This window comes from Streptomyces sp. NBC_01320 (assembly GCF_035974375.1).
In the GTDB taxonomy this organism is placed as follows: Bacteria; Actinomycetota; Actinomycetes; order Streptomycetales; family Streptomycetaceae; genus Streptomyces; species Streptomyces yanii.
The window spans coordinates 5,179,908-5,197,109 of sequence record NZ_CP108390.1; the positions used below are offsets into that span (position 1 = coordinate 5,179,908).

15 protein-coding genes are annotated in these 17,202 nt (G+C 70.8%); 4 read left to right on the plus strand and 11 right to left on the minus strand.

Translation table 11 applies throughout. The features are described 5' to 3' along the window. Nucleotides 1-8: 8 nt before the first annotated feature. The 6 genes from OG395_RS23345 to OG395_RS23370 all read right to left on the minus strand — a co-directional run bounded on the left by OG395_RS23345 (nt 9) and on the right by OG395_RS23370 (nt 7,123). Nucleotides 9-407: a cytidine deaminase gene (locus OG395_RS23345; RefSeq protein WP_037688350.1), complete on the minus strand. Its 399-nt coding sequence runs from the start codon at nt 405-407 to the stop codon at nt 9-11. After that, nucleotides 404-1,693: an ABC transporter permease gene (locus tag OG395_RS23350; RefSeq protein ID WP_327244696.1), complete on the minus strand. Its 1,290-nt coding sequence runs from the start codon at nt 1,691-1,693 to the stop codon at nt 404-406. The genes OG395_RS23345 and OG395_RS23350 overlap by 4 nt, the downstream gene beginning before the upstream one ends. After that, nucleotides 1,690-2,805, minus strand: coding sequence for an ABC transporter permease (locus OG395_RS23355; protein WP_327244697.1), 1,116 nt, complete (start codon nt 2,803-2,805; stop codon nt 1,690-1,692). Before OG395_RS23355 ends, OG395_RS23350 begins: the two co-directional genes overlap by 4 nt. Next, nucleotides 2,802-4,394 (minus strand): ABC transporter ATP-binding protein, encoded by a 1,593-nt coding sequence (locus OG395_RS23360; protein ID WP_327244698.1) that lies wholly within the window; start codon nt 4,392-4,394, stop codon nt 2,802-2,804. Before OG395_RS23360 ends, OG395_RS23355 begins: the two co-directional genes overlap by 4 nt. A gap of 278 nt (nt 4,395-4,672) precedes the next feature. Continuing rightward, entirely contained in the window at nt 4,673-5,713 is a 1,041-nt protein-coding gene (locus tag OG395_RS23365; protein WP_327244699.1) for a BMP family lipoprotein, read from the minus strand. Nucleotides 5,714-5,851: 138 nt separating this feature from the next. Next, a complete protein-coding gene (locus OG395_RS23370; RefSeq protein ID WP_327249432.1) occupies nt 5,852-7,123 on the minus strand; it encodes an amidohydrolase in 1,272 nt (423 codons plus the stop codon). Nucleotides 7,124-7,397: 274 nt separating this feature from the next. Here OG395_RS23370 and OG395_RS23375 point away from each other — a divergent pair, with 274 nt between their 5' ends. After that, nucleotides 7,398-8,657: a M48 family metallopeptidase gene (locus OG395_RS23375; RefSeq protein WP_327244700.1), complete on the plus strand. Its 1,260-nt coding sequence runs from the start codon at nt 7,398-7,400 to the stop codon at nt 8,655-8,657. A 57-nt stretch (nt 8,658-8,714) separates the two neighbouring features. On the opposite strand, the gene OG395_RS23380 is transcribed toward OG395_RS23375, so the two are convergent. Next, on the minus strand, nt 8,715-9,404 hold the full coding sequence (locus tag OG395_RS23380; RefSeq protein ID WP_327244701.1) for a hypothetical protein: 690 nt from the start codon (nt 9,402-9,404) through the stop codon (nt 8,715-8,717). Nucleotides 9,405-9,631: 227 nt separating this feature from the next. Here OG395_RS23380 and OG395_RS23385 point away from each other — a divergent pair, with 227 nt between their 5' ends. Further along, on the plus strand, nt 9,632-9,820 hold the full coding sequence (locus OG395_RS23385) for a hypothetical protein (protein WP_327244702.1): 189 nt from the start codon (nt 9,632-9,634) through the stop codon (nt 9,818-9,820). A gap of 79 nt (nt 9,821-9,899) precedes the next feature. Here OG395_RS23385 and OG395_RS23390 read toward each other — a convergent pair whose 3' ends face one another. From OG395_RS23390 to OG395_RS23405, 4 genes are read right to left on the minus strand one after another with little or no spacing between them, the layout of a single operon-like run. Beyond that, entirely contained in the window at nt 9,900-10,955 is a 1,056-nt protein-coding gene (locus tag OG395_RS23390; protein ID WP_327244703.1) for a hypothetical protein, read from the minus strand. Nucleotides 10,956-10,966: 11 nt separating this feature from the next. Then, complete coding sequence (locus OG395_RS23395; protein WP_266982308.1) at nt 10,967-11,902, minus strand: N-acetylneuraminate synthase family protein; 936 nt, start codon at nt 11,900-11,902, stop codon at nt 10,967-10,969. Between the two features lie 12 nt (nt 11,903-11,914). Further along, nucleotides 11,915-13,177, minus strand: a complete 1,263-nt coding sequence (locus tag OG395_RS23400; protein ID WP_327244704.1) for an N-acylneuraminate cytidylyltransferase — start codon at nt 13,175-13,177, stop codon at nt 11,915-11,917. Between the two features lie 20 nt (nt 13,178-13,197). Beyond that, nucleotides 13,198-14,556: a DUF6716 putative glycosyltransferase gene (locus OG395_RS23405; protein WP_327244705.1), complete on the minus strand. Its 1,359-nt coding sequence runs from the start codon at nt 14,554-14,556 to the stop codon at nt 13,198-13,200. A 209-nt stretch (nt 14,557-14,765) separates the two neighbouring features. Here OG395_RS23405 and OG395_RS23410 point away from each other — a divergent pair, with 209 nt between their 5' ends. Both OG395_RS23410 and OG395_RS23415 read left to right on the plus strand, forming a co-directional pair. Further along, nucleotides 14,766-15,749, plus strand: coding sequence for a glycosyltransferase family 2 protein (locus OG395_RS23410; protein WP_327244706.1), 984 nt, complete (start codon nt 14,766-14,768; stop codon nt 15,747-15,749). Beyond that, complete coding sequence (locus OG395_RS23415) at nt 15,746-17,119, plus strand: polysialyltransferase family glycosyltransferase (protein ID WP_327244707.1); 1,374 nt, start codon at nt 15,746-15,748, stop codon at nt 17,117-17,119. Before OG395_RS23410 ends, OG395_RS23415 begins: the two co-directional genes overlap by 4 nt. Nucleotides 17,120-17,202: the final 83 nt, after the last annotated feature.

The window sequence follows — 17,202 nt, forward strand, 5'->3', positions numbered from 1 at the left end:
GAGAAGCTCTACCTGAGATGGTCCGGCCCGAATGCCTGCGGCAGCATCTCGTCGAGCGTACGGAGGCCGTCCGGGGTCTCCAGGACGAGCTCCGGTCCGCCGAACTCGTACAGCAGCTGACGGCACCTGCCGCAGGGGACCAGGATCTCGCCCGCTCCGTCGACACAGGTGAAGTGGGTCAGCCGGCCGCCGCCGGTGGCGTTCAGCTGCGAGACCAGGCCGCACTCGGCGCACAGGCCGAGTCCGTACGAGGCGTTCTCGACGTTGCAGCCGACCACCGTGCGGCCGTCGTCGACGCGCGCCGCGACGCCGACCGGGTAGCCCGAGTAGGGGGCGTATGCCCGGGACATGGCTTCCCGGGCGGCGACGCGCAGCGCGTCCCAGTCGACGTCGGCAGCCGCGGTCACTTGCCCTGGCCCTTCCGGTACCGCATGCCGTCCGCCTTCGGCATCCGCAGCCGCTGCGCGGAGAGCGAGAGGACGAGCAGCGTGACGATGTACGGGGTGGCGCTCACGAACTCGGTGGGCACCGTGTCCGTGGCGAGGTACCAGACCAGTACGGCGGCGGCGATGGCGGCGCTGACCGCACCCTGGACGAAGCTCTTGCGGTAGAGCTTCCAGGCGGCGAGCACGGCCAGCACGACCACCAGCAGGAGCAGCAGGGCGTGGACGGACTCGCCGCCGTTGCGCAGCTGGAGCGCGTCGGCGAAGCCGAACAGGCCCGCGCCCATGGCGAGACCGCCGGGCCGCCAGTTACCGAAGATCATCGCGGCGAGACCGATGTAACCGCGGCCGCCGGTCTGGCCCTCGTTGTAGATGTGCGAGGTGACCAGGGAGAGGAAGGCACCGCCGAGTCCGGCCATGCCACCGGAGATGATCACCGCGATGTACTTGTAGCGGTAGACGTTCACCCCGAGCGACTCGGCGGCGATCGGGTTCTCGCCGCAGGAACGCAGCCGCAGCCCGAACGAGGTCTTCCACAGGACGAAGAAGGTCACGACGAACAGGATCGCGGCCACGACCGTCAGCAGCGACACATTGGTGACCAGACCGCCGATGACACCGGCCAGGTCGGAGACGAAGAACCAGTGGTGCTTCTCGATCGAGTGCAGCCAGTCGGACAGGCCCGGGATCGTCACCGAGGTGATGTCGTCGGACGGCGGCGACTGCTTGGGGCTGCCGCCCTTGGCCGCCGCCTCGCCCGTGTTGAACCAGAGCTTGGCGAAGTAGGTGGTGAACCCGAGCGCCAGGATGTTGATGGCGATGCCGGAGATGATGTGGTCGACGCCGAACGTGACGGTCGCGACGGCGTGCAGCAGCCCGCCGAGCATGCCGCCGATGACACCGGCCAGCACGCCGAGCCAGGGGCTGGTCTGCCAGCCGGCCCAGGCGCCGAAGAACGTACCGAGAATCATCATGCCTTCGAGGCCGATGTTGACCACACCGGCCCGCTCGGCCCACAGGCCGCCGAGACCGGCGAGCCCGATCGGCACGGCCATCGCGAGCGCCGCGCTGATCTGCCCGGCCGAGGTGACGTCCTGGGCGCCGGTGATGGCGCGTACCGCGGACAGCGCGAGCAGCGCGCCCGCGACGATCAGCAGAACGACGGGGAAGGAGAGGCGGGTACGGCCGCCCTTGCCACCGGAGACCTTGGGGGCCGCGGGCGGCGGGGTGGAAGTCGCCGTGGCGGTCACGCCGACACCTCCTGCTGGTCGGAGTTACGGGCGGCCTGTGCGGCGAGTTCCGCGCCGACCTTGCTCTGCTGACGCTTGAGTCCGTAGCGACGGACGACTTCGTAGGCGATGACGACGCACAGGACGATGACGCCCTGGATGACGCCGACGATCTCCTTGTCGTACCCCTCGAACTCGAGCTTTCCGGTACCGCGCTCCAGGAAGCCCCAGAGGAGTGCGCCGAGCGCGATGCCGATGGGGTGGTTGCGGCCGAGGAGGGCGATGGCGATGCCGGTGAAGCCGATACCGATGGGGAAGTCGCCGCTGTACTCGTAGCTGTCGTTGAGCAGCGTCGGCATACCGACCAGGCCGGCCACCGCGCCGGAGATCAGCATCGACGTGACGACCATCTTCTTGACGTTGACACCGCTGGCCTCTGCCGCGGAGCCGGACTGGCCGACCGTACGCAGATCGAAGCCGAACCGGGTGCGCGAGAGCGTGAACCAGTAGGCGATGCCCGCGACGACAGCGACCACGATGAAGCCCCAGACGGGCGTCGGGGTGGTCGGGAACTCGAAGAAGTGCGAGGACTCCGGGAGCGGGGTGGTGGAGATCTTCGTGCCGGCCTCGTCGAGGTGACCGAGGCGGCCCTGCTGGAGCAGATAGCCGATGATGGCGGTCGCGATGGCGTTCAGCATGATCGTCGAGACGACCTCGCTGACGCCGCGGGTGACCTTGAGGACACCGGCGATCCCGGCCCACATCGCACCGACGATCATCGCGGTGAGGATGATCAGCGGGATCTGGAGGGCGCCCGGCAGGGTCAGCGCGCCACCGACGGCGGCGGCGAAGAAGGCGGCGAGGCGGTACTGGCCGTCGACGCCGATGTTGAAGAGGTTCATCCGGAAGCCGACGGCCACCGCGAGACCCGCGAGGTAGTACGTCGTCGCCTTGTTGAGGATGTAGACCTGGCTGTCCGACTTCACCCCGTAGTCGAACATGATGCCGAACGCGCTGAACGGTTGCTTGCCGGTGGCGGCCAGCACGAGGGCGGTCACCAGGAAGGCGACCGCGATCGCGAGTACGGGGGCCGCGATCCCCAGGAGCAGCCGCTCCTTGTCGAACTTCTTCATCGGTCCTCTCCCCCGTCCCGGGGGTCGGTGTCGGCGGCGTCCGGACCGGACTCCGCATCCGTCCCGGACTCGGCGGGCGCTTCGAGATGGCCGGAGGCCGCTCCCGTCATCGCCGAGCCGAGCTCCTCCGGGGTGATGGTCGCCGGGTCGGCGTCCGCGACCAGGCGGCCGCGGTACATGACGCGCAGGGTGTCGGAGAGCCCGATCAGCTCGTCCAGGTCGGCGGAGATCAGCAGCACCGCCAGGCCCTCGCGGCGCGCCTCGCGGATCTGGTCCCAGATCTGCGCCTGCGCGCCGACGTCCACGCCCCGGGTGGGGTGCGCGGCGATCAGCAGCTTCGGGGCGTGGCTCATCTCGCGGCCGACGATCAGCTTCTGCTGGTTGCCGCCGGAGAGCGAGGCGGCGGTGACCTCGATGCCGGGGGTGCGGACGTCGTACTCGCGCACGATCCGCTCGGTGTCCGCGCGGGCGGCCTTGAGGTCGAGGAACGCGCCCTTGCTGTTGGGACGCTCGGTGACATGGCCGAGGATGCGGTTCTCCCAGAGCGGGGCCTCCAGCAGCAGTCCGTGCCGGTGGCGGTCCTCGGGGATGACGGCCATCCCGTCCTCGCGGCGCTTGCGCGTCGGCGTCCGGGAGATGTCCGCGCCGTCCAGGGTGAGTACGCCGTGGTCCGGGTGGCGCATGCCCATGATCGCGTCGACCAGTTCGGACTGGCCGTTGCCCTCGACGCCCGCGATGCCGAGAACCTCACCCTTGTGGATGGTGAAGGTGATGCCGTCGAGCACGGCACGCACCACCCCGTCCGGGTCGGTGGCGGTCAGCCGCAGGTCGTCGACGGTGAGCATCGGCGTGTCGGTGACGGTCGACTCGCGGGTCTCCGGCGACGGCAGTTCGCTGCCGACCATCAGCTCGGCGAGCTGCTTGGGCGTGGTGTTCGCCGGGTCGGCGGTGCCCACCGTCGTACCGCGCCGGATGACGGTGATCTCGTCGGCGACCGACAGCACCTCGCCCAGCTTGTGCGAGATGAAGATGACGGTCAGGCCCTCGGCCTTGAGCTCGCGCAGGTTGTCGAAGAGCGCGTCGACCTCCTGCGGCACGAGGACGGCGGTCGGCTCGTCGAGGATCAGGGTGCGGGCGCCGCGGTAGAGGACCTTGAGGATCTCCACGCGCTGGCGGTCGGCGACGCCGAGGTCCTCGACCATGGCGTCCGGGCGGATCCCGAGACCGTACGCGTCCGAGATCTCCTTGATCCTGGCGCGGGCCCGGTCGCCGATCCCGTACAGCTTCTCGGAGCCGAGGACGACGTTCTCCAGGACGGTGAGGTAGTCGGCGAGCATGAAGTGCTGGTGCACCATGCCGATGCCGCGCGCGATGGCGTCACCCGGGTTGTGGAACGAGACCTGCTCGCCGTCCACCGCGATGGTGCCCTCGTCCGGCTTCTGCATGCCGTACAGGATCTTCATCAGAGTGGACTTGCCGGCACCGTTCTCGCCGACGAGAGCGTGGACGGTGCCGCGACGCACGGTGATGTCGATGTCGTGGTTGGCCACGACCCCGGGGAACCGCTTGGTGATGCCGCGGAGCTCCACGGCATGGGGACTGCTGGACGCGTTGATGGCGCACTCTCCTTGACAGGAGCGGAGGGCGGAGGGCGGAGGCGATGGGGCAAGAGGCGGGGGGAGCGAAAAAAGGTACCGCGCCCGGAACACGCTACGCGCGTAGCGTCCCCGAATCGTTGGCCACCCGGTAGAAGGTGGCCAACCGTGTGCGTACGGCTACGTTCCGGTCCGGGCCGGAAGCCGTACGCGAATCGGGGCCCGGCCGAGCAGCCGAAGCAGCTCCCCCGGGCCCCGATCGACGGCTCGGATCAGGTCGTGGTCTTGACCGTGATCGTGCCGTCGACGATCTTCTTCTTCGCCTCGTCGAGCTGCGTCTGGATGTCCCCCAGGTGGTCACCCGTGGTGGTCAGCGAGACGCCGCCCTTGGCCAGGGAGTACGCCTGGACGCCGGTCAGCGCCTTGCCGTCCTTGACGGACTTGACCAGGTCGTAGACACCGGCGTCGACGTTCTTGACGACCGAGGTCAGGATCGTGTCCTTGTACTTCGCCAGCGCCGGGTCCAGTGCCTGGTCGGAGTCGACACCGATGGACCAGGCGCCCTTCTTGCCCGCGACGGCCTCGATCGAACCGGCACCCGAGCCGCCCGCGGCGGCGAAGATGACGTCCGCGCCCTTGTCGAGCATGCCCTTGGCGGCTTCCTTGCCCTTGTCGGGGCTGCCGAAGCCGGACAGGTCCGAACCGGTGGACAGGTACTGGATCTGCACCTTGGCCTTCGGGTTCGTGTCCAGGACACCCTGCTGGAAGCCCGCGGCGAACTTCTTGATCAGCGGAAGGTCCACACCGCCGATGAAGCCGACCTGGCCGTCCTTCGACTTCAGCGCCGCTGCGACACCGGCGAGGTACGAGCCCTGCTCCTCGGTGAAGACGATGGAGGCGACGTTCTTCACGTCGGAGACCGAGTCGACCAGGCCGAAGTTGACCTTCGGGTACTTCGGGGCGATCTTGTCGACCGCGTCCTTGTACGCGAAGCCGATCGCTATGACCGGGTTGTAGCCGCCCTCGGCGAGCGACTGCAGACGCTGCTCACGGTCGGCCGGGGTCTCACCGTTCTTGGCGGTGAGCTCCTTCGTCTGGGCCTTGAACTCGGCCTTGGCCTTGTCCAGACCACGCGCGGCGGAGTCGTTGAACGAGTTGTCGCCCCGGCCGCCCACGTCGTAGGCCATGCCGATCTTCATCTGGCCCTTGTCGGAGCTGGTGCTCTCCTCGGACGAGCTGCCGCACGCGGTGGCGGTGAGCGCGAATGCTGCAGTGATGGCACACGCAGCGGTGATCTTGGATACCCGGCGCAAGGGAAGGCTCCTTCAAACCTGACCGAAGCGCCTCTTCCGGCGCTGGTTTCGCCGCGATCGTAACGCGCGTAGATGTCAGATAAAGCCCTGTACGGAAGCCGTTATCGGATCGTCGCGAACCGGGGGTGACCTGTCCGGTCACGAACGGTTGCCGTCGAGCAAAGCCGCGGCGGTGAAGAGCTCCACGCCAACGGTGATCGCCTCCTCGTCCGCGTCGAAATCACCCCGGTGCAGATCAAGGCGCCGGGTGTCACCGGGCGTGCGCACCCCGAGCCGCGCCATGGCCCCCGGGACGTGCTCCAGATACCAGGAGAAGTCCTCCCCGCCGAGGCTCTGCTCGGTGTCCTCGATTGCATACGATCCACGGCGCCCGGTCATCGCAGCGGCCAGCAGATCGGTCACGGCCGGATCGTTCACGACGGGCGGGACCCCTCGGATGTAGTCGATCACCGACTTGGCCCGATGCATTCCGGCCACCTCGTCGATGGCGGCATGGATCAGGTCCGGCGCCTCCCGCCAGGCCGCCAGATCCAGGCAGCGGACCGTTCCCGACAGCTCGGCATGCTGCGGGATCACATTGCACGCGTGCCCGGCCTCCAGCCGCCCCCAGGTCACGGCGAGCCCGGCCCGCGCGTCGACCCGCCGCGCCAGCAGCGCGGGCACCTCGGTGGCCACCTTGGCGGCGGCGGTGACCAGGTCGGTGGTCAGATGCGGCCGGGCGGTGTGCCCGCCGGGCCCGTCGAGCGTGACCTCCAACCGGTCGCAGGCGGAGGTGATCGCCCCGACCCGCAGCCCGATCCTCCCCACGTCGACCTTCGGGTCGCAGTGCACCCCGATAATCCGCCCGACGCCTTCCAGCACCCCGTCCTCGATCGCATCGGGCGCGCCGCCGGGCAACACCTCCTCGGCGGGCTGGAAGATCAGCCGCACGGGGTGCGGCAGCAGCCCCTGCCGGTCGAGCTCGGCGAGCACGAGCCCGGCGCCGAGGACGGTGGTCGTGTGAATGTCGTGCCCGCAGGCGTGCGCCCGGTCGGGAACGGTGGACCGGTACGGGACGCCGGCCTTGGTGTCCGGAATGGGCAGAGCGTCGATGTCCGCGCGCAGGGCGAGCATGGGCCGCGTGTCACCGCCCGCCCGTCGCCCACCACCACCCTCGTCCGAGCTTCGCGCCCCTCCCGATGTACCCACGTCGCACAGGAGACCGGTTCCGGTCGCGAGCACCCGGGGCCGGAGCCCGGCCCTCTCCAGCCGGGCCTTGAGCGCGGCGGTGGTACGGAACTCCTGGTTGCCGAGCTCGGGGTGCATGTGCAGATCGCGCCGGAACGCGATCAGCTCGGCCCGCAGGGGCCCGGGCAGCGTGCCGGGCAGGTCGGCGTCCTCGGGCAGGTCGGCATCGGCGTCGCGGGACATCAACTGGTTCACCTGGTGAAGGGTAGGCCCCTTCACCCCTCAACTGGCCACAGATCAACAAAAGTTCAGCCGCATAGAGGAACAAAATGCGGCGTCGGAGCGTGTGCAGTGGGATGGAGGTGGGTAAACTCGCCCGTTTTCCTCCGGTGCCCCGCTGTCCGGGTCCGGAGTGCGCCCGGTCTACTCTGCGTCGCCGACGCGCTCGATCGACTGCGTCGTGGACAGCGTCGGTCCCGGTCGGGGCCGTGGACGGGGCCCGACGGTGCTCGACACCTTGGAACAGAACGTTCGGCCGTGCCCGGAGTGCGGAGCGGAGATCCAGACGGACCAGAGGTTCGTGCCGTGGTGCGCCGCGTGCGACTGGAACGTGGATCCGGGAGAGGCCGAGGAACCCCCGGGGCGGCTGGAGGGGCTGCGGCGCGAGCCGGCCCGCCGGTACGGGGAGAAGCTGCTCGCCCAGGTGACGACCGGTGAGTCGTTGCGGCCCCGGCGCGACCTCGCCGGTGTCCTGGCCTTCGTCATCGCCCTGGCCGTCCACGGCGTCACGGTCGCCCTGGCCGTCGGCGGACTCCTGCTGGTGCTGCTCGGTTGGGGCAGCGCGCTTCCCGCGGTGGGCGCGCTCTTCCTGGTCCTCGCCGGGGTCCTGCGCCCGCGCTTCGGACGGCTCCCCGACGAGCCGGTCCTGCACCGGGCCGATGCGCCCGAGCTGTTCGCTCTGATCGACGAGGTCGCAAAGGTCGCCGGCACGACCGGGGTGCACTCCGTCGTGGTCACGGACGACGTGAACGCGGCCGTGACCACCTACGGGGTGCGTCAGCGTTGGCTGCTGGTCCTCGGGCTCGGGCTCGGGGAGATCACGACCCCCCAGCAGCGGATCGCGCTGCTGGGGCACGAGCTCGGTCACTACGCCAACGGGGACATGCGCCACGGTCTGATCACCGGGAACGCGCTCCGTTCCCTGACCACCTGGTGGTATCTGCTGGACCGGATCCCCCACCCCACCCTCGGCGAGGCGGCGCTCAACGCGCTCTCCCTGCTGCCTCGACGGGCGGTCCAGGGTGTGCTGATGCTGCTCGACCACCTGACGCTGCGCGACACGCAGCGTGGCGAGTACCTGGCCGACTCCTTCGCGGCCCGGGCCGGGTCCACCGAGGCCGCCGTGGGCCTCATGGACCGGCTCCTGGTCGGTGACTCCGCCCGGTCCGCGTTGCTGCGCGAGGCCAATTCCACGCAGGTGGGACGGCCCGGGGACCCGGCGCGCAAGGAAGCCTGGCGCGGCCTGTGGGAGCGACTGGCCGCCCACATGGACTCGATACCGGAGGGCGAGTACGAGCGTCAGCGGCGCGTCAGCGCGCAGCGGGGCCACAGCGTCGACTCGACCCACCCGCCGACGCATCTGCGCCGCGCCCGCCTGCTCGCGGCGGCTCCCGAGGCGGCCGCGGTGGTCGCGGACGCCGGGAGGCAGGCCGGCCTCGACGCCGAGCTGGCCGGGGCCCGGGAGAGGCTGGCCCGCCGGATCCTCAACAGCAGGTAGACGGGCGGGCGGCAGCGGGCAGGCAGGCAGGAGGGCTGGTCCCGGTGCCCCCGTCGACTACTGCGCCGTCTCGGAGAAGGACTGCTCCTCGCTGCGCGCCGCGCCCGGTCGTCCCTGAGGCCGGCCCGGCCGCCCGCCGCGCTCGGGCAGCCCCCGGCGCATCGGCAGCAGCGCCGTCCCGAGGCACACCGCACCGACCGCCAGCAGATCCAGGCTCATGGCCGCCGGCACGATCCCGGCCAGCACCAGCACCGGGGCCCAGCCCCTGACGACGTCCCGCCGGAGGAACGCCAGCAGCGTGACGAGGGCCGACAGGCCGAGCCAGAACAGCATCGGCACCACGGTGTAGACGAGCGGCATCACGCCGGGCACGTCCTGCACCCTCCCGAACATGTCGCTCATGGCCGGCTTGTCCACGGTGAGGAACCCGACCGCCAGGTCGATCACCGCCTGAACCACCAGCGCCGCCGCCCCGAGCAGCCCCGCCCAGGTCGCCGCCTCGACCGCGACCCGCTTGCCACCCCGCACCCCTGCCGTCCTCCGCAGCCCCAGCAACACCAGCACGAACGCGAGCAGTCCGGCCAGCGACAGCACATGCGCCACCGTCCACCACGCACCGGGCCCGTAATCGCTCACCGCCCGACCGGCCAGCCGCACCACTCCGTACCCGGCCAACAGGGCCGGGCCCGCAATGAATGCCCCGCCGACCGGCTCGTTCTGACGCACCGTCATCGTCTGCACTCTCATGCTGCGATGCTCGCGCCCGGCCGCCCCTGCCCACCATCAGGGCTTCCCCCCAACAAACCCTGGCCGTACGCCACTTCCCAGTCAGGGTGACGTCAGGTGGTTCGGCGCGCGGCTCGTCCGGACGCGGACTCCCCGGCGCTCGGCAGCCGCACGCCAGGGCTCGCGGCCGAGGCGGCTTCCAGGGCGTGGAGTTCTCACGGCGGTACGCAAAAGCAGCGGGTCGCGCCATGGGTACGGGCCAGGGCGGCAACCACCTCCGGGTACTGGGCCCGGTCGATGGCGACCGCTCCGGCGAGTGGCCGACGGCGTCGCCGGACCTGCTGGTTCCCTCACTGAGCCTGTCGGCAGCGGGGGAAACGGCCCCCGGCAACGGACCCTTCGGCCGGGTGACGTTCTTCGGACCGTACAACTCATGACGCCGGTCATGGTTCACGTGTGAATCGAGGCCGCTCAGGCAGTCCGCCCGGGCGGCCTCAGCCGTTCGCAGGGACGGGCTCAGGCCTCGGTCACCGCGGTGGCCCGCCACGGAGCGAGGCGCTGTACGTCGCGGGCCGTCTCCGTGACACCGCTCAGGAAACCCTGCGCGCGTGGCGACGCCGTGTCACGCAGCCACTCCGGGGCGATGTCGCAGACCGCGACCTTGACCTCCGTGCCCGTCAGCGCCAGCGGCAGTGTGTGGACCACCGTGGAGGGGAAGCTCAGGACCGTGCGGCCGATCGGGCCGCGGCGGGCGATGAGTTCCAGGGGGAGGTCCGGGCGGACGATCTCCAGGCCGGTGGCGGCTTCCAGAGCATGGAGTTTGTCGGCGGACTCGCGGCGGTGCGCGAAGTAGCGGGTCGCGCCATGGGTACGGGCCAGGGCGGCGACCGCCTCCAGGTACTGGGCCTGGTCGATCACGCCGGTCTCGGCCAGGGACGTGCCGACCAGGTCCGCGCCCTTGGTGAGGAGTGGCGGGCCGAAGCGGGCGCGGGTCCAGGCGAAGGTGTTGGGAGTGACCGTGACACCGGCCGGAGCCTCGACCGGCATGGCCGTGAACACCTCGACCTCGCGGGTCGAGGACGGGGTGAAGCGACGGCGGGCGGTGGCCGTGACCGGGGCCAGGATCAGGTCGCGCGGGCCCGAGCTGCCCCGCCGGTGCCAGCGCACCAGCCTTTCGCCACGGGCGAGTTGGGCGACGAACTCCATCGTGGCCGTGCCGTCGTCGACCACCGTGAGCCGACGGGTGCGGACCATGGACAGGAGGAGCTGCACGTAGCGGGAGAACGGGTCGCCGATCACGATCCGGTCCGCCCTGCGCAGCAGTCCCGTCAGGGCCCGGAGGGTTTTCAGCGGCGCGCCCGCCCCGCCGCGCGCCTCCTGCCAGCGGACGTTGACGCCCTCGTCGCGAGCCAGCTCCGCCATCCGGCGCAGCTGGCCGCGCGACATCGGGTCGACCGGGGGGAGGACGACGACCGTTATGTCCGCCAGGACATGGTCGTCGCCTCCCTCTGTGAAGGCCCACTCCAGGACGTTCAGGAGCTGGACCGGGCTCTCGACGAAGGCGAGGTTCACCGGTCGGCCCGTCAGACCGCGACCGGCTCGGCGGCCGGGGCCGCCTCGGCGTTCTCGGCGACGACGCCCGCGACGCGGCGGAGCTTCTTCATCGGGCCGAGCTCGGACTCGTACACCTTCTTGACGCCGTCCCCGAGGGAGGCCTCGATGGTGCGGATGTCGCGGACCAGACGGGTCAGACCCTGCGGCTCGACGGAGGCGGCCTGGTCGGAGCCCCACATGGCCCGGTCGAGGGTGATGTGGCGCTCGACGAACGCGGCGCCGAGGGCGACGGCGGCGAGGGTGGTCTGCAGGCCGGTCTCGTGGCCGCTGTAGCCGATCGGGACGTTCGGGTACTCCTGCTGGAGGGTGTTGATGACGCGGAGGTTCAGCTCCTCGGCCTTCGCGGGGTACGTCGACGTGGCGTGGCAGAGAAGGATGTTGTCCGAGCCGAGGACCTCGACCGCGTGGCGGATCTGGCGCGGGGTCGACATGCCGGTGGAAAGGATGATCGTGCGGCCCGTGGCGCGCAGCGAGCGGAGCAGCTCGTCGTCGGTGAGGGAGGCGGAGGCGACCTTGTGGGCGGGGACGTCGAACTTCTCCAGGAAGGCGACGGCCTCGGTGTCCCACGGGGAGGCGAACCAGTCGATGCCGCGCTCGGCGCAGTGGTCGGAGATGGCGCGGTACTCGGCCTCGCCGAACTCGACGCGGTGGCGGTAGTCGATGTACGTCATCCGGCCCCACGGGGTGTCGCGCTCGATGTCCCACTGGTCGCGCGGGGTGCAGATCTCCGGGGTGCGCTTCTGGAACTTGACGGCGTCGCAGCCGGCTTCGGCGGCCACGTCGATCAGCGCGAGGGCGTTGTCGAGGTCGCCGTTGTGGTTGATGCCGATCTCGCCGGTGATGTAGACGGGGCGGCCGGGACCGGCGGTGCGGGTGCCGAGGGTGCGCAGACGGGAGGTGCTCATGGGGGTGTTTCCTTACTTGGTGGTGGAGTTGGTGGGGGTGGAAAGGTGGCCGGTGAGGGTGGGCCCGAGCAGCCACGCCGCGATTTCGCGGATGGCGCCGAAGCCGCCGGGGGTGGTCGTGACGGCGCGCGCCGCGGCGCGTACCGAGTCATGGGCGCTCGCTACGGCGACGGGCCAGCCGGCGAGGGCGAAGCAGGGCAGGTCATTGACGTCGTTGCCGACGTAGAGCACCCGCTCGGGCGCGATGCCGTGCTCGTCGCACCACTGCTTGAGCGCGAGGTCCTTGCGGTCGATGCCATGCAGGACGGGGATCTTGAGCTTGTCGGCGCGGGCGGCGACGACCGGGTTCTGCTCGGTGGAGAGGATCAGGAGGTCCAGGCCCGCCCTGCGCAGGGCGGCGATGCCCAGACCGTCTCCGCGGTGGACGGCGACGATCTCGCGTCCGTCGGAGTCGATCAGGACCCGGTCGTCGGTCTGCGTGCCGTCGAAGTCGAGGACGACCGCGTCGATGTCCTCGCGGGTCGGCAGCGGTGACGGGTCCAGGAGCGGTGCGAGGGCGCGGGCGCGGGCCAGGTCGTGCGGGTCGTCGATCTCCAGGACCCGGGCGGGGTCGGTGGTGACCAGCGCGGTGTGGCCGAAGAAGCGGTGCCGGTGGGTACGGAAGCCCTCGACGTCCATCGCGTAGGCGGCGCCGGTCTCCAGCAGGTCCTGGGGCCGGTCCTGGCGGCGCGGGCGGACGGCCTTGTCGTGGTTGACGCCGTAGGTGTCGTCCTCGACCGCGCTGCCGTCGCGCCAGATGAAGCCGTGGAACGGGGCGACGGTGACGGCCGTGTCGGCGCCGTCGCGGGCGACAGCGGCGGCCACGCCGTCGATGTCCTCGCGGGTGACGAACGGGCTGGTGCACTGGACGAGCAGCACCACGTCGGCGGTGCGCTCGTGCATCGCCTCGTACGCGTCGAGTGCGTGCAGGACCGCAGCCTCGCTGGTCGCGGTGTCGCCCGCGATGGCCGACGGGCGCTGGACGCAGTGCACGCGCTCGGTGGCGCCGAGCGCGTCGCCCGCCGCCCGGGCCGCGTCCGCGATCGCCGCGTCGTCCGTGGTGACGACGACGTCCGTGACCTCACGGGCGGACAGGCAGGCGCGGACCGCACGGGCGACCAGCGGTATGCCGCCGACCTGGGCGAGGTTCTTGGCCGGGACGCCCTTGGATCCGCCGCGTGCGGGGATCACCGCGAGCACGGTCGGGTTCGGCTTCGGTGTCGAGGTCGGCGTCATGTCTGCTCCTGGATTCGTTGTCACAGCTCGCCCATCCGTCGGATCACGGGGGCTACCCGCTGGACGCCCTGCCGGTACGCGCCGCGCGCCGCTTCCCGTACCGCGTCGCGGACCGCGCCCCGCACCCCGCCCGTCTCGCGCGGCGCGGCGGCGCCGGGCAGCGGGTGGCCGTCGGGGGCCAGGTGGTGGCGGGCGAGGATGCCGGGCAGGTAGCCGGAGGCGGTGGCGGGTGTGTAGTACGGGGCGAGGTCGGGCAGGCGGGACGCGGCCAGCAGCGCGCCGACGCGGGCCCGTGCGGTTTCGTACGCCGTGTCGTAGGTGCCGTCGGCGGCGACGCCCTGGCCGGCCAGCCATGTCTCGTCGGGCTCCGGGTGGGAGCCGCCGTCGAGCCGGTCCCACGACGTGAGCAGGCCCGAGCCGATGAAGTGGTGGTTGCCGAGGGCCTCGCGCACGCCGAGGTCGCTGAGGATCGCGGTGGGGATGCGCCGGTGCAGGGACTCCAGCGCGGCGGTCGAGGAGACCGTGACCAGCAGGTCGGTGCGGTCGAGGACCTCGCCCATGTGCCCGTACACGAGGCGGAAGTTGGGCGGCAGTCCGCCGGGCAGCTTCTCCGCGAGCCGCTGGTACGGGAGTTCTTCGATGTGTGTGGTGTGCTCGCCGGGCTTGGAGCGCAGCTTCAGCAGCACCTCGCGGTCCGGGTGCAGCCTGGCGTGCTCGACGAGCCTGCGCAGCAGATATGTACGGTCGGCGCGGGACGCCGGTACGGAGGGCTGGGCGGCGAACACCACGGTGTCGCGACCCTCCTGCGGCCGGTGCGGGGCGCCGCCGAGGAACGGCAGTGCGGCCTCCGTGACGGCCGAGGCATCGGCGCCCACTCCCTCGTACACGGCGCGGAAACGCTCCGCGTCGTGGCGGGAGTTGGCGAGGACGACGTCCGCGCCGTGCCGCAGCAGCAGACCGTCGGCGAGCTTCTCGTAGACGACACCGACGTAGCCGGTGACGACGACGGGCCTGGCGGGCAGCCGCAGGGCGGCGAGGCCGTGCAGCATCGCCTGGACCGCGCCGCCGACGAGGGCGAGGACCACGACGTCGTACCCCTCGTCCCGCACGGTGTGCAGGAACTCGACGGCCGTCACTTCGCGCACCCGGCCGGTCTCGACCCCTACGTCACCGACTTCGGCGAGCTGGCGCGCCGTCGGGGTGGCCCGGCCGCGCAGGAGCAGTCCGCTGATCTCGACCGGCCGTTCCGCTGCGCGGGGCGCGTCCGGGGACCCGGTGGTCAGGCGGCGCGCGGTGAGCGCGCCCCATTTCCACCGGGTGTCCGAGTCGGCGAGTACGGCTACCCGGAGCGCCGTGGTCTTGCTGGTACGTGGGGGCACGTCCTAGAAGTTAGGAAGGCATTTCGATTCATGGCCCAACGTGACGGCAACAGATGGTTAACAGCCCGCCGACGCTTGGCGAATCAGCTCCACAAAAGGCCCTCAATCGCTATGGATTGAGTCCGGTTCATCATTCCGACATTCGTCGTTCACCTGCCGTCCCCCCTGGGGCCAGGGCAAATGACGAGCGCCCGCCTAGCGTGAGACGGGTGGTTAAGCTCTCCGTCATCGTGCCGTTCTACAACGTGCAGACATACGCCCCCGACACCCTGAGAAGCCTGCGGGCCAACGCCCGCGACGACTTCGAATTCATCCTCGTCGACGACTGTTCGACCGACGGGACCGCGGACATGCTGCGCCGCGCGGAGGACGAGATTCCGGGGGTGGTCGTCAGCAGACACAAGCAGAACGGCGGGCTGGCCACCGCCCGGAACACCGGCCTGGACGCGGCCCGCGGCGAATACCTCGCCTTCCTGGACGGCGACGACTGGGTGGCCCCCGGGTACTTCGCCGGGCTGCTGGCCCGGGCCGAGGCGCTGGGCTGCGACTTCGTCCGTACCGACCATGTGCAGGTCGACGGCAGGACCCGTACGGTGCACCGCGTACCGCACGGCCGGCGCGACGAGGTCATGGACCCGCGGGACGCGATCCTGCCCGCCGCGCGGACCACCTCGGTCGACTACCCGTACGCCTGGGCGGGCCTCTACCACCGCCGGCTCCTGGACCGCGGACTGCTGCACTTCACGGACGGTCTGCGCACCGCCGAGGACCGGCCGTGGATCTGGCGACTGCACCGCGAGGCGGATTCCTTCGCGGTACTCGGTTTTCTCGGCATTTTCTACCGGCGCGGCGTCGCCTCGTCGCTGACCCAGATCGGTGACGTACGCCAGCTCGATTTCATTCGCTCATTTGATCAAGTGGTACGAGAAACGGCGGAGGACCGCGATGCGCGGGCCCTTCTGCCGAAAGCGGTCCGCACCTATTGCGCAATCATTTTTCATCACATGAGCTCGATGGAGAGATTCGAACCCGCCGTGTCCCGGGCCCTGAAATCGATGAGCGCGGCCGCACTCAAGCGGATGCCGCAGGACGTGCTGGACGACGCCCTGGACTCGATGGACGTACAGCGCGCGACCCTGCTGCGCCGACTGCGTCGCCGCCCGGTCGCCGCGAAGGAGGTGGCGGCCGCATGAGCAGCAGCCGGACCCGTACGACGCAGATCTTCCTCGCCTCCACCCTCTACGGCACCGCCACCCTCGCGGCCGCGCTGGACGCGGGCGCCTTCGCGGACGCCGACCGCCGCATCCTGCTCATCTCGAACAACGCGGCGATTCCGGAGACGACACCCGCCGTCGACGCGATGCCCGGGTTCGACGCGCTGCGCGGCCGGTTCGACGACGTGGTGTCGTGGAACGAGACCATCGCCCCGTTCCACCCGAGCGGCTGGGCCCCGCGCCCGGACGACGTACCGCTGTGGGAGCGTCATCTGCGCCTCGCATGGGGACTCGGGGACGACACCGTCGAGCTCGCGATCGAGTCGATCCAGGTCAACCCGGCGATGGCGATCGCCCAGATGTTCACCGGCGCACCGATCGATGTGTACGCGGACGGGCTGATGAGCTACGGCCCGACCAGGAACAAGATCGACCCGCTGACCGGCACCCGGGTGCGGCGGCTGCTCCACCTCGACCTCGTGCCGGGACTGAAGCCGCTGCTGCTCACGGAGTTCGGGGTCGCGCCGGAGGTCGTGCCGACCGAGGCGTTCCTCACGGTGCTCGGTGAACTGGCCGACGCCCACGATGTGGTGGGGAGCGTGCCGTCCGTGGAGGCGCCCGCCCTGCTGCTCGGCCAGTACCTCTCCGCGCTGGGGCTGATCAGCGCGGCGGAGGAGGAGAAACTGCATCTGCGCATGATGCGCGGGGCGGTCGAACTCGGCCACACGCGGCTGGTGTTCAAGCCGCACCCGACGGCGCCGGCGCAGTGGTCGCGGGCGATGGAGACGGAGGCGGAGAAGCTCGGCGCGGAGCTGACCGTGCTGGACTCGGGGGTGCTGACCACGCCGGTGCTGGCCGAGGTGCTGTACCGGCGGATGCGGCCGGCGCTGGTCGTCGGCTGCTTCTCGACCGCGCTGCTCACGGCGTCCGCGTTCTACGGTGTGCCGGTCGCCCGGGTCGGTACGGAGATGCTGCTGGACCGGCTGTCGCCGTTCGAGAACAGCAACCGGGTTCCGGTGACGCTGGTGGACGCCCTGGTGCCGGACCTCGGCGACCGGCAGGCGGTCACAGAGGCGGAGGCGGTGGCACCGGCCGAGCTGAACGAGCTGGTCACCGCGGTCGGCTTCACGATGCAGCCGAAGATCTATCCGGAACTGCGGCCGGCCGCTGAGCGGTATCTCTCCACCCATCTCACGGCGGCGACCTGGCGCTACTTCAAGCGCAAGCGGCTCACCTCGCTGGGGCTGCCGGGTGGAGTGCCCGCCCAATTCGCGTTCCTCCCGCGGAACGCAGCGGTGCGCAAGGTGGCGCGGCGGGCGAAGTCGTTGCGGCGGGTTGTGCTCCGATAAGCCGGGGCGACCGGGTACTCCGTGTCGGGCCGCCCGGCGATCGAGGGCAGAAAAGCGGGGCGGGGCGCCTGGTCGGCGCCCCG